Annotated in this window: 10 protein-coding genes; 9 read left to right on the top strand and 1 reads right to left on the bottom strand. The window is 32.9% G+C overall.

The window, feature by feature from the left end; translation table 11 throughout:
• The first annotated feature begins 67 nt into the window (after positions 1–67).
• The 4 genes from ACIQLB_RS09720 (at position 68) to ACIQLB_RS09705 (ending at position 4,369) form a co-directional block, all read left to right on the top strand.
• A complete protein-coding gene (locus tag ACIQLB_RS09720) occupies positions 68–640 on the top strand; it encodes a glycoside hydrolase family 73 protein (protein ID WP_400724404.1) in 573 nt (190 codons plus the stop codon).
• Between the two features lie 12 nt (positions 641–652).
• On the top strand, positions 653–1,291 hold the full coding sequence (locus ACIQLB_RS09715) for a response regulator transcription factor (RefSeq protein WP_400724401.1): 639 nt from the start codon (positions 653–655) through the stop codon (positions 1,289–1,291).
• A complete protein-coding gene (locus ACIQLB_RS09710; protein ID WP_400724398.1) occupies positions 1,288–2,628 on the top strand; it encodes a sensor histidine kinase in 1,341 nt (446 codons plus the stop codon). Before ACIQLB_RS09715 ends, ACIQLB_RS09710 begins: the two co-directional genes overlap by 4 nt.
• Positions 2,629–3,739: 1,111 nt before the next feature.
• Positions 3,740–4,369, top strand: a complete 630-nt coding sequence (locus tag ACIQLB_RS09705) for a hypothetical protein (RefSeq protein WP_400724395.1) — start codon at positions 3,740–3,742, stop codon at positions 4,367–4,369.
• A 1,082-nt stretch (positions 4,370–5,451) separates the two neighbouring features.
• Here ACIQLB_RS09705 and ACIQLB_RS09700 read toward each other — a convergent pair.
• A complete protein-coding gene (locus ACIQLB_RS09700; protein WP_400724392.1) occupies positions 5,452–6,369 on the bottom strand; it encodes a Gfo/Idh/MocA family protein in 918 nt (305 codons plus the stop codon).
• Positions 6,370–6,538: 169 nt separating this feature from the next.
• On the opposite strand from ACIQLB_RS09700, the gene ACIQLB_RS09695 reads away from it, so the two are divergent.
• From ACIQLB_RS09695 to ACIQLB_RS09675, 5 genes are all read left to right on the top strand, one after another.
• A complete protein-coding gene (locus ACIQLB_RS09695) occupies positions 6,539–6,859 on the top strand; it encodes an ArsR/SmtB family transcription factor (RefSeq protein ID WP_400724389.1) in 321 nt (106 codons plus the stop codon).
• A 1,855-nt stretch (positions 6,860–8,714) separates the two neighbouring features.
• A complete protein-coding gene (gene bluB, locus ACIQLB_RS09690) occupies positions 8,715–9,356 on the top strand; it encodes a 5,6-dimethylbenzimidazole synthase (protein ID WP_268638855.1) in 642 nt (213 codons plus the stop codon).
• A 622-nt stretch (positions 9,357–9,978) separates the two neighbouring features.
• On the top strand, positions 9,979–11,034 hold the full coding sequence (locus ACIQLB_RS09685; RefSeq protein WP_400724385.1) for an ankyrin repeat domain-containing protein: 1,056 nt from the start codon (positions 9,979–9,981) through the stop codon (positions 11,032–11,034).
• Between the two features lie 737 nt (positions 11,035–11,771).
• The gene (locus ACIQLB_RS09680) at positions 11,772–12,335 is read left to right on the top strand and encodes a hypothetical protein (protein ID WP_400724382.1); all 564 of its coding nucleotides are present in this window, start codon (positions 11,772–11,774) and stop codon (positions 12,333–12,335) included.
• 30 nt (positions 12,336–12,365) lie between these two features.
• Entirely contained in the window at positions 12,366–13,235 is an 870-nt protein-coding gene (locus tag ACIQLB_RS09675) for a PhzF family phenazine biosynthesis protein (RefSeq protein ID WP_400724379.1), read from the top strand.
• Positions 13,236–13,595: the final 360 nt, after the last annotated feature.

Here is a 13,595-nt window from a genome sequence, read left to right as displayed (position 1 = left end):
GTCAAATGAATGTAACATTGTTTTTTTAAAATACAAGTAATAAATTCATTTGAAAAGAGGTTATATAATGAAAAGAATATGCAAATATAGAAAATACAAAGTGTCAATAATTCTACTAGTAGTCGGTTTAGTTTTACTTTCTGTTTTTTTAATAAGACCATTTATGAAAGAAAATAGAGAAATTCCATTTGTAGATGAAATTGCTCCAATAGCTGTGGAATTAAACCAACAAACAGGAGGAGTGCTACCGAGTATAACAATAGCGCAGGCTATATTAGAATCGAATTTTGGCGAAAGTGAATTGGCTGTAAAAGCAAATAATCTATTTGGGATAAAGGGAAGCTACAAAGGAAAGTCGGTAAAAATGCAAACTATTGAATATAAAAATAATAAAAGTTATACAATAGAAGCTGAATTCAGGGCTTATCCAGATTTAAAAAGTGCGTTAATTGACCATACTAAATTAATTTTAGAAGGAACGAGTTGGAATGAGCAACAATATTATGATGTTCTTGCTGCATCGAATTATCAGGAAGCAGCCTATGCTTTGAAAAAAAACCACTATTCCACAGATCCTATGTATCCTGAAAAATTAATTGCTATTATAGAACAGTATAATTTAGGGAAATATGACAATTAGGAGATAAATATAATGAATGTACTTATCGCTGATGATGAACTAGATATGTTAAAGATTTTACAAAGTTATTTCAAAAAGGAAGGATTTACGGTATTTACGGCTACAAATGGTTCAGAGGCACTTGATATTTTCTATAATCAAAAAATTGATTTGGCCATTTTGGATTGGATGATGCCAGAAAAAGATGGGATCACAGTTTGCCGTGAAATGAAGAAGACTCAAAAAATTAAAGTATTAATACTAACAGCTAGAGATACAGGAGAAGATGAATTTCTTGCATTATCTGATGGTGCTGATGATTATGTAAATAAACCATTTTATCCAAAAGTTTTATTAATGAGGGCGAAAAAATTGTTGCAAATGGAATCCATTCAACGCATAAACGATGTTTCATTTGATATTTCAAGCAAACGAGTATGGAGATTTGGAAAAGAATTGATTTTAACAAAGACTGAATTCGAGCTTTTACGTATATTTAGCCAAAATAGAAGACAAATATTAACGCGAGATCAGTTGCTTGATTTAATATGGGGGATCGACTATATGGGCGATCCACGGACGGTAGATACACATATTCGGCGTCTACGTGAAAAAATTGGAGAGGATATTATCCAAACTCATCGAGGCGTTGGATACAGTACAAGAGAATGAAACAAAAAATCGGAACAAAATTAACGATTTATATAACTCTTATTGTTATCATCACATTTAGCATCTCACTTGCGGTGAGCCAATTTTTTCTACCAAAATATTATCTTCATCAATTGAACCAAAAGGTAACTGATGCTTTTTCAGCTTATCAGGAATTTGGTGATGAGAGTTTGGTGGAGGATCGATTTGATGTAACTATTCTTTCGGTATCGTTAGATGATGATATTGATGACCTGAATGAAAATTTAAAACAGCAACTTGCGAGGAAACATATTGCGCTTAATAAATTTTGGGTTAGCGAAGAAGTATTACAAAAAGTAGCTGAGGATAAAATTGTGGGCAAACTTTATAATCAAGGAAAACAAAAGTCCAGTTTTATCGCACATTATACAAAAGAAGATAATCGGCTAATTATGATTGGAGCTTCTATGGCTAATTTTATTGATATAGCTTATTTTATTAATCGTTTTAACATATTCTTTTTGATAGTCAGTATCTTAGTGATTATCATAATTACTTCTTTTTTATCTCGAAAACTAACAAGACCGTTAAATGAACTTAAAAAAGTTGCAAAAGAAATTGGCGAGTTGGATTTTAAACAGGCTGAAATTCGGACAGGAGATGAAATCGAGGATCTTGCAAGTAGTATTAACAAAATGAGTAAGGCACTTGAAACTGCACAACAGGCTTTATCTAAACGGAACATTGACTTAAAGCAATTTATGATAGGTTTAACCCATGAGCTTAAAACTCCTTTAGCTTTAGTTAGAGTCTATTCAAGTGGAATTGAAGATGGTATGGATGATGGAACTTATCTTACAACCATTAACAAGCAAGTTGATAGAATGGAAAAAATAATTACAGATATGCTTTATTTCGCCAAAACAGAAGAAAACGATTCCAATAAAACAAACTTTGATTTAATAATGTTAATTAATGAGATACTGGATAACTATCGACATATACAAGGAGACAAACAAATTAATTTTAAACCTGAAGTTACTGAATTTATACTGACGACGGAACAAGATAAAGTACATTTCATATTTGAAAATATGATTAGCAATGCGGTCAAATACTCTTCTGGAGATGAAATTCAAATTTTCTTTCGCCAAGACGGTGTGTTTGAAATTAGTAATGATACCACACTTACAGACATTTTAAGAATATGGCAACCTTTTTATGTTGGAGAAAGCTCTCGTGACAAGAACTTTTCAGGTACTGGGCTTGGACTTGCTACAGTTAAAAGCCTTGCTGAACAATTAGGATATTCAGCTCAAGCAACGCTTTCTAATGGTAAAATCAATTTTAAAATCGATTTTGTAAATCATGATTGAGTTGATGTGTATTAAATCATACTGTTGCCAATTTAAAGAATAAATTTGATGAACCTAAAAATATTTCTAGAGATAATCCTACTAATAAACAAAATGATGAATTCAAATCAACTCACGATTTAATAATAGCGCAAAAATTAATTCAAAATAAAAAAAATTCTACGGTGGCTAACACTAATTCAGATAACGATGAAATTAGATGTTTAAACTTTGATAGCCAAGACAGAGGATAAATAACGAACTTTTTATACAAATACCCTTGAAAACATTCGTATTTTTGTCATATAAATGCTATTCACCTATCGGCTGGATACTTCATCAATGGAATAAAACACGAATATTATATACGGAAGTTATCAAATTAAGTAAAAATGCTATTTTCTCAAATTATTTGTGCTGTAGCACTACTTGGACGGCTAATGGAGGCTATTGTTGAATATTAGATTAAGGAAATACTCAAATCAAAGCAGTGGTGATTCCATATATTTTTATAGAATAATCACTGTTTGCAAAAGTATGCCGTAAGTGATTAGCGTGAAGCGGGTAGGTGGGAGCCTGCCTTTTTCAACGCATCTTTAAAGATGACATGTAAACCGCGCGGATCTAAACCTTTACGATTTTTATTTAGGAAAACAGGTTCTGATGGATAAATTTGATATGATCTTAAAGAGGCTTTATAGGATGCCAGAAGCGGAACTAAGTGTGGATGAAGGAGCAATATACGTTCTTTTTATATTAAAATGCATAACAATTCATTAATCATTTTCTACTTTTAAATAGTTAAAAGTAGTCTTGAGATATTAAACATAATGATGTATAGGGACATTTCCAGCAATACAATTAGAAACCTTATGAAGTGCTTGATGAGAATGAGATCGGGAGGACGATTTTGAAAAGTTTCGCCAGTTTGTTGACGCACGATTTCGGAGAGTTGAACAAAACCAACAAACGTGTGGTACGTTTCATAAACATTGGATTTACGGAACGCTGGGATATCTGACGCCTGTTCAGTATCGCCAAGAAGCCCTTAAAAAAGCCTGTATGAAATTTACAGTTGAAAATCCAACATATATAATAATGGAGAACAGGGTATTTAAAGGGAGATGACGAATTGGTAACCAGTGTAATCAGCAAAGAGATATTTAAATTAAAGCGTAGAAGATTTTTTAAGAAACCTATCATTTTTATCGCCTACAATGACGGTTTCTATTTTCAAAATCCAAGTATTAGCGAAAAAGTAAACTTCGAGAATATAATTAATATTTTCATCGCAGAGCCTTACAGATTATGCGAAAAAAGCTTTGTCATATTATTTAAAAGTGCCAATGGAGAAGAATGGAGATTAGATTTAACGAAATCTTTATTAGGCAGGGGTGTAGAAAAGCTTGAAAAATTGTTTGAACAAGAATGGAGGCCACTATTAAGCAATAAAGAAACAAGTGAGACAATTAAATGGTTTAATGCGGCGTATGCTATATTTGCTGTAGCAACTTGGAGGGATTTAGGAGTGTTTGGCGGATTGGTTCCTACCGAAGGGGCTAAAGGAGAGGAATTTTCTATTTTAGCAGCAGATTGGGGAATTGAATCCAGAGAAGAAGCAGATGAAGTTATGGAATTATTATTTTCCGGCAAGACAAATGTACAGTACATAGAAGAATTAAAAAAATCCAAAGAAGTGGCAGACCCATTTAGATATGAATTGTGTCATGTGGAAATGTTTCGGAGTAACCAATGTCTTTAAGGCGTTGCTTCGAAGTGAATGCATATCTCAAAAATTATTATTAACATAATAAAATAGTCATCTTCTTAATTTTTATTAGAAGAAAAGAATTTTTACTAAAAGCAAAAGAATTATTAGCTGGTTAAAGGATGGTTTTATTACCAACTTTAAATTCATTTTTATCACCACCTTTTTATTCAATTATTCGGTGTGATGAGGGTAAATTATATTCCCATTATGAAAGTTGTGGGGGAGGAAAAGTTAGTATTATCCTAATAATTATGAGCATTAGAGGCGGTATTGGATTTTATGTATTCAAAAAGATTCTTTTGTTAGCGCTCGGTACACCGGGAAGAGTTTCAAAGTAACCAATATAAAAACAAATGGTTTATAAATTCAGAGACGACAATTGAATCAATTCTGTATATTTCTAAAGCAATCAGTGGTAGAAAGCTTTAAATTAATCAAACACTAAAAATACATGTAGCTTTTGACCATCTAACAAAAAAGACAAGGACTCACTTTAAAAGTGAATCCAATAAGTTAGACATTTTATCTAGTAAAACATTTAATAGGATCGGGTTCGAAATTGTATCGGACTTAATTCTTTTAATTTTATTAATACGTTGTTAAAATTCGAATTTTATTGTTTTGGTGTTAGATTACAATATTGTTCCATTAAGCCAGCGGCACCTATGATATTGTTAAAATATATTTTTTGTGCAATTTTATTTATACATCTATCAGAAAAACGATGATGATTAATAAATTGATGATTACTTTAGATGGATTTTTTCTTTTCCATTTTTTTAAAGAGGTTCTATAAATCAATGTTTGCAGCATGCTTTTAATCAACCTTTATTTTAAACCAACACCAAAATGGCACGATTACACGCTCATAAATGGCAAGTGTAGTGGCTCATTGGATCAAAGAAAGTTAAACATTTTTTATTGCGTACAAGTAATTAAGAAAGGTGCCCGTTTGTGGAAGAAACATATTTCTTTTTTCCTTATATAACATAAGTGAGATTATAAGATGTAAATCCAAATACAAAGCGGACTATAAAAGCCAGCTTTGTACACCAGTTACTTAAGATTTTTAATTATTTTTGCTTTAGTAGTTGATCGACAAGTAGTTGAGATTTTAAACCTTCTAATCCATCAACAAGAGGTTGCTCATCATTTTGAATACAATAAATGAAATGCTGTACAGCATCTTCAAAGCCTCGTTGTTTTAAAGTTGTTTCCCAGGAAGAAGAAAAAGTTGTAGATATTGCATTTTCTTCTTCGATTTCTGTTGTATTCATGTTTTTCACACGGATAATTGCTCCGTCTGTTATCAATTCTATTTGTTCTAAATTCGTTCCTGCTTTTCTATGCATAGATGTGGTGAAAGATATATTTTGAGAGGATTCATACGTATGCTGCGCAAATAAAAGTTGATTTTCATCGTTTGTATGAATAGTTCCATACAGCACACTAAGATCTTCATCGCCCAACCAACGTACCGTATCCACTAGGTGAAGATAATCATCTAACATTGTGAACTCATAAGAATAAGGACCCACGCTATCCATTCTATGCTTTTCAACACGTACCCAAGCTATATTATTCGCTTTTTCCTTTGCTTTCACATACATTGGAGCAAAACGACGATTAAATCCAACCATAAGCTTTCGTCCCAATTTTTCACTTAATTCGACTAATTTTTCTGCTTCTGAAATAGATGCTGCCAATGGTTTATCGACATATACATCTATCCCTTTGTTAAGCAGTTCTGAAACCACCTCATAATGTGATTCAGTAGAGCTGTGTACAAACATAGCATCACACTCTTGAGCCAATACTGGTAAGCTATGAAAATCTTGTATACGGTATTGATTACAGATTGCCTTTCTCTTCTCTCTACTAGGTGAAAATGCACCCGCAAATGTCCAATCTGTTTCTTTTGAAAGAATAGGTAAATATGCTTTCTGAGCGATACCACCCAGTCCTACCATTCCGATTCTAGGCTTTATCAAATTGATCATCCTTTATCATTTATAGATTTGGTACCATAGCTATTTTACAACTAACTTTTAGTATACAATAATTAAGAGATAAATAGTTTTAAACCTTAAACCGTCTATGACGGTTTTATTGTATAAAGAGAGTATCTAGCAAAGTCTAATATGAATTGGAGGAGATTTTGTGACAGATAATTCTTTTGATTTAAAAATTAAATTAATTCATGGATTTTCAAATAAGGTAAGACTTCAAATTTTAGAGTGTATTAAAGAGAAGGAACAAACAGTATCTCAGATTGTCGATGAACTTAAGGGCAATCAGTCTAACATTTCACAACACTTAGCCTGTTTAAAAGGTTGTGGCATTATTGTTGGTCGTAATGAAGGGAAATATTGCTATTATAGTCTGAGAATTGAGCGTATTCGAGAACTTCTTGAAATGTTTGATACTGTTTTAGAAGATGTTCACTCTGATGTTGCATGTTGTGCAAATCATATAGATTAGAGGGATTGAAATGGCAGATAAATGTTGTAGTTCAAATAGTCATGATGATAAAGATGAACAGGTAAGTAAGAGCTGCTGCGGTTCAGACCATCATAAATAGCGTAAAACAGCTTCTAATTTTTCCTCAGCAGTAAATTTCCCCATAAAAAAACTGCACCTCCAATTGTTAGATGTGTCTAACAATTGGGGTGCAGTTCAATTCTGGGGAACGGTTTGTCGGATAAATCATTTACTTTTATTAAGACGTAATAGTTTAGTCCGTATGCAATGTAGAAAGGAGGGTTAATTCAACCACCAGTGTTATAAGGTATCGGGCAAAAATATGGATGGTGTGATGTGACAGTATTTCTTAATAACGTACAGAAACACAAGGAAGGTGAGCATGCGGAGTAAACCAAACGGAGTTGATGAACAATATTACGGTACAGCAGCACCTAATACGAGCTTAAATAAATAATATAGAAGAGAGTATATTTAATTTTACATTTAAAGGAATGACAAACTGTGTAAACTTAGCGTCCCAGTTTTAAAATACGAAAAAATTGTAACTGTGCGTACTTTGTGTCCATAAGTGAAACATCTTAGTATCTTTGTACACATTAATTTCGAAAGTAATAAGGCAAAGATTATAGTGGAACCAGGGATTTTCCTAATTTTAATAAAATTTCATTATAAGAATACACTTAAATTTATATGAGTGTCTGCAAGTTCTTGTCCAAATTGAAAATAAATTTAGATTTAAGAGGGAGTGTATGGAAGTTCTTGTCCATATACAGATATTATGGGTAGTTGACGTATCTAAGCCCTCCTCCTCGCCAAATAAATTTAGTTTACATAATATAAATACCTTGGTCACAACTTTCTATTTATCGGATGGTTCCTATAAATTATCGTTCAAAAGGGGATTATTCGTTTAAATAATGTTAATTATCGTTTAATGTAGATTTGTCCAATATTCATATGAGTGAACAAACTTAGCTGGTTGTTACAGAATCAAGATACATGTTGGTTGAAGAATAAATACATATATTATTGATTTTAGAACGGGAATACCTGAAGAGTCGAACGTGCAAATTTGTATGTTTGACTCTTCTTAATTGAGTTACATAATATATAGAACAATTGATAAATCTGTTTTAAAATATTGGTGAAGCATTTAGATTTAAACGGGGTCCCTTTAGAAAAATGTGGATTTACAACGTTAAGGCAAATATGAATAAACAAGAGCAAGCACAACCTTATTAGGTTTTGTGTTTGCTCTTGTTTCAAATAGCGATAGATTGTGGCTTTGTAGCCAGACCTAGATTAAAATAGAATAATAAAAATATTTTAATTTTATACAACTAATTACTATTCAGAATGCTCTAACGGTATGTAAGAAAAGAAGAGGTGTTATAGATGGAATCTGAATCTCTAGTATAAAAATCGCATTTTGATAAAGATTTAGATTCGGCGTTAGATGTAAATGAAAAACTGTTACATTTTCCACGAATAAATTTCGTTACATCTGAATTAAGCCCAATCCGTAAAATAAATAATTCATCCCAATCAATTATTCCTATCCCATTAGAGATATTTAATGTATTATATCCTTTGTTCATTTTTATACATTAAATTGATAACACGCTGAAGTATGAACTCTCTCACAGCAAGAGCTTCGTTGGCTAATCGATTTGACGAATGTTAATCCGAAGTAAGAAGAGGTGGAGTCAGATTTATGCGGATACAACGATAAGGACAAACACACCCAAATCACGCTTTTTGGTGCATTTTTACTTCAACTTACGTGGCAGAATAATGAAAAATCAGTTAATATTAAAAACAAACATTTTTGTAAAGAAAAGGGGAGAAATTTATGTTTTCTAATGAAGAAAGAGAGTCTATTTATAAAGTTATTTATAATAGGAGAGATATTCGAAGTTTTTTATCAACTCCTATCCCTGAAAACATTATACATAGAATATTAAATGCAGCTCATCATGCACCTTCAGTAGGATTTATGCAACCTTGGAACTTTATTTTGGTTTCCACTGACGAAATTAAAGAAAAATTGGCTTGGGCAGCAGAAAAAGAAAGCCAAGCATTAGCTATTCATTATGATGGGGGGAAAAAAATGAAATTCCTTGATTTAAAAATTGAGGGTTTAAAAGAAGCTCCTATAACTATTTGTGTTACATGTGATCCTACAAGAGGAGGTTCCCATGTATTAGGACGAAATTCAATTCCTGAAACAGATATTTTATCAACAGCCTGTGCTATTCAAAATATGTGGTTAGCAGCTTGTGCTGAAGGACTTGCGATGGGGTGGGTAAGTTTTTATAAAAAGAATGATATTAGAGACATTTTAGAAATACCACCACACATCGATCCCATTGCTCTTATATCAATCGGTTATACTGAAAATTACCCAGAAAAGCCCATTTTAGAGTTAGCTAATTGGGAAAAAAGACGTTCTTTAGAACATCTTATTTTCGAAAATAAATGGGGACAAAACTAAAGACTTATTAATCTATCAGGGTGCGTTAATTGAATAATGTTGAATTGCATAGGCAACTCTTCTCACGCCAAATAATTTTAGTTTACATAATATAAATACCTTGGTCACTACTTTCTAATTATCGGATGGTTCCTATAATTTATCGTTCAAAAGGGGATTATTCGTTTAAATAATGCAAATTATCGTTTTAATGTAGATTTCTCCAATATTCATGAAAATTATTCATAAGAGTGTACAAACTTAGCTGGTTGATACTATATCTTAACAAAGGGTAAAAAATTGATATGGAGTATTTCTCCTTATCAACTTTTTTATTATCATGAAATGATTTTGTGGATAGTTTAGTCAAATTAGTTGGTAGCAACATCAAAGAAAAAGATTTTGGGAGGTAAATTTTTTGTTTGCTCGATCACTTCAATGCTTGGATTACCAAAAGCGTAATATCCATCTTCTTTATAGTCATTTTCCCAAAACGGTTACATAAGTATAACCTCTTTTCTTAATTAACTGTAAACTCACTTAGCAAAGAAATCATAACATGGTAAAATATAGATTGGTATATATATGATAAATGACGTAATGAACTATATTCAAAAATCTAATATTAGGAGCGAAAATACATATGGCGAGGAAGAGAAAAACGTTACCGAAAAATTTTAATGTACTAATTGAAGCAGGTGATATTGCGGCATTACAAGAGGTATTTACAAAGTGCGAGCTAGATGCATATGGTGGTTATAGTAAAACAACAGCCTTAAGCTTTTTCAATGTACCGGATGAATTGGTTCGCTGGCTCGTGGAACAGGGGGCAAATATAAATGCGAGAGACAATTACAAAAGTACGGCTTTACATAATCAGGCAATAAGTTGGCGGGGGAATATTGAATTGCTTCTTGAGTTAGGTGCAGATATAGAAGCCTTGGATTATCAAAACGAAACACCTTTATTTGCTGCGGCTGCTTTTTTTAAACCAAATGCAGTGCGCACATTGATCTCTAAAGGCGCAAATATTAGTGCGGTAAATTTGATGAATGAGACGCCTTTGGACAAAGCTTTAGCAGTATGTAGAAATATAAATATTGTTGATCTAGTGGAAGTTTCTGAGATTTTTCTGAGCGCCAGTATAGCTGTAACGCCGGAAATGAAAAATTCTATTAAGCGAATTGGAAAAGACTTTGAATTTCATAGAGAAGGTTTTAATAAAGAATATTTGAACGAAACGGATGAGGCACTTTCCCGTCTTTATGAGCTATTTGATGTTCCACCAGTAGAGAAGCGGAAAACGCATGATGGTACGTCTCCAATAACAGTATGTACAAAGGGCTGGCAGGCTCAACATAATGAACTTTGGGATTTACTAATTCCTTCGCAAGGTCATGCGCAAACTGTACAAGGAGAGGTTATTCGTATTACTGGTAAAGTCTCATACGAAATTTTAGATAACGGCGGCATCAACTGGGATAATGATTTTCGTAAAATGCTCAAAAGTTTGAACCGTTACATTAGCTTAGGTACGCCATTACATCCCGCTGCACTTCAGGAGTCTATCACTTTAGCGAAAGAACTTCACAATGGCGATGGAGATGAGGAACCTGCAAGACTATGCGAGTTGGCAGTGCAATGGGTACTTAGCAATCCGAATCCGATTATTTTAGAACAGCCCGAATATAAGCGCTAACATATTTAACGAATCTAATATGCATTTTTATAAACAATACTATCCCCTTTTCTAAGCACTTAACGGTTAAGAAAAGGGGATAGTATGCCGTAAGTGATGCAACGTGAAGAGGGTAGGTGGGAGGCCTACCTTTTTAGATACTATATCTTAACAAAAGATAAAAAGATGATATGGAGTATTTCTCCTTATCAATTTTTTTATTAGCATGAAATGATTTTGTGGATAGTTTAGTCAAATTAGTTGGTAGCAACATCAAATTTAAATTTCGATAATAAGTTGAGTATGATCTTGCAAAATCAAATAGAAGACAAAGAGAAGCCGAAATACGGATAGTATTATATATTGCTTATGAGTTATTTAATACATACAAATATTGTAGGAATAAGGAAAAGCTGTAGTCTATAGTTGTAGAAAATCAATGAGGGGTTCATCCTGGATTATGTAAAATAAGGAAACGCGAAATACTTTTATTGTGCTCTGTGAGAGCGATCGAGATGGGCAACGGTACGTGTTACTGAATCTCGATACGTTTCATAGCGTTAAAAAACAGTAAAGTAAAGAACCTGTTAAGGATTTGGAAATAGCTGAGAAAGAATCTCCTAGAGTAGATAATCAATGAGAGATTGAAACAAGTGATGGTATGCTAGCTATTGGTGATTCTTTAATGATAGATATTACTTCAAGCTTACAAGAAATAGATCCTAACATTACAATTGATGCAAAAATTGAGCGCTGTAATGATATTAGATGAAGGCACTACTGAATTAACGTGTTCAGTAGGTTTACCGAAGAATGTAAAAATTGATGATACTTTGATTCAACATATAGTTGATGATTCTATTAGGAATGTTTCTGAATCAGTTCAGTTTGTAGCTGTAGAAAATTCATTGAAAGCTTTGGAAAAAACCGATGCAGTAATTACGATAACGCCTTCGCAAAAACCACTGATTTTTAAGGAGCGGATTAAGCCAGGCATACATTTCAACTGTGTGGGGGCCGACATGACTGGAAAACAGGAAATAGTTGAAAAGATCTTTGAGGTAGCTTCTGTATATGTAGATGATATTACACAAGCATCGACAGTCGGAGAAACACAAAGTGCTATAAGGGCTGGTATATTAGGCAAAAACAATTTGACTGAAATCGGACAATTCATACTTGGAAATGCGAAAGGACGTACAAGTGATGAAGAAATTACAATTTTTGATAGTACTGGCATAGCATTGCAGGATCTTGCAGTTTCAAAATATATTGTATCAAAAGCAGAAAAAATGAATGTTGGGACAATCGTGCAAATATAAAATCGATATACAATTTGGAGGGATCATATTATGAAATTAAAAGTTTATACATTAAATTCATTTGCAAAATCCATTGAGGGAGGGAACCCTGCTGGAGTGGTACTTAGCGCTGATTTTCTATCAGATGAGGACATGAAAAAAATAGCAGGTATCATCGGTTTTAGTGAGACTGCTTTTGTCATGAAATCAGACATTGCTGACTTCAAGGTTAGATTCTTTACACCTAATGAAGAGGTTGATCTTTGTGGCCATGCAACGATAGCAGCGTTCTATACACTTTCAAGCCAAGGATATATTAAACTAGGAAAATATTCTCAAGAAACAAAGGCTGGAATTTTAAATGTAGAAGTAATGGAAGACCTATCAATTATGATGGATCAAAATGCTCCAAGCTATTATGAAATAATAGACAAGGAGGAAATTGCAGATTCCTTAAATATTACTATAGATGAAATGTTGGGGGATCTACCAGTGCAAATTGTATCTACTGGCCTTAGGGATATACTTGTACCGATTAAAAACTTAGATATATTAAATTCTATAAAGCCAGATTTTGAAAAAGTAACAAATATCAGCAATAAATATAATACCATTGGTTATCATATTTTTACCCTTGAATCACTAAAGGGTTCGAATGCTCACTGTAGAAATTTGGCACCTTTATATGGAATTCCCGAAGAATCTGCAACTGGTACATCCAATGGTGCCCTTTCATGTTATCTATATAAATATGGTAAAATCAAACCTGAACAGGGTATTAATATATCTGTTGAGCAAGGTTACTCTATGAAAAAACCTTCAGAAATAGTTATAGCGTTAACCACTCAAGGGAAAGAAATTATTGAGGTAAAGGTGGGCGGAAAAGCATTGAATTTGTCTGAAACAGAGGTTGAAATATAATTGTAGAATATATATTTCTAATAAATTGAAATAATAAGATAGCCGGATTAGGTGTTATGTTACATCTAGTATGGCTGTTTTTTTCTTAATTATTAAATATCCTTGGTAATATGTTGGCTATTATTATAGCCAATTTTATTTTTAGGCATAAATTAGGCTAAATACAAAGGCAACCCCCTATATCAAAGAGGGGCATCTCGGTACAAATTGATATAACTGGTAAGTGCTTGATCCGTTCGTAAAGCCTCCCTCCTGCAATTGATCGACCGCTTTATGAATCAACTTAGTCCTTTGATATGAATTTGTATTCTGGATGTATCTCTGGTGCTATTTCGATTGAGCGCGAAAAAACAATGGTTT

Source organism: Lysinibacillus sp. NPDC092081, from assembly GCF_044755845.1.
Classification (GTDB): Bacteria; Bacillota; Bacilli; order Bacillales_A; family Planococcaceae; genus Lysinibacillus.
The sequence above is the reverse complement of the archived record's forward strand: the minus strand, read 5'-3'. Positions and strand labels throughout refer to the sequence as shown.

Excerpts from the sequence above, each read along its gene's own strand:
- ACIQLB_RS09720 (WP_400724404.1), top strand. The coding sequence starts at position 68 with ATGAAAAGAATATGCAAATATAGAAAATACAAAGTGTCAATAATTCTA.
- ACIQLB_RS09715 (WP_400724401.1), top strand. The coding sequence starts at position 653 with ATGAATGTACTTATCGCTGATGATGAACTAGATATGTTAAAGATTTTA.
- ACIQLB_RS09710 (WP_400724398.1), top strand. The coding sequence starts at position 1,288 with ATGAAACAAAAAATCGGAACAAAATTAACGATTTATATAACTCTTATT.
- bluB (WP_268638855.1), top strand. The coding sequence starts at position 8,715 with ATGTTTTCTAATGAAGAAAGAGAGTCTATTTATAAAGTTATTTATAAT.
- ACIQLB_RS09685 (WP_400724385.1), top strand. The coding sequence starts at position 9,979 with ATGGCGAGGAAGAGAAAAACGTTACCGAAAAATTTTAATGTACTAATT.
- ACIQLB_RS09680 (WP_400724382.1), top strand. The coding sequence starts at position 11,772 with ATGATATTAGATGAAGGCACTACTGAATTAACGTGTTCAGTAGGTTTA.
- ACIQLB_RS09675 (WP_400724379.1), top strand. The coding sequence starts at position 12,366 with ATGAAATTAAAAGTTTATACATTAAATTCATTTGCAAAATCCATTGAG.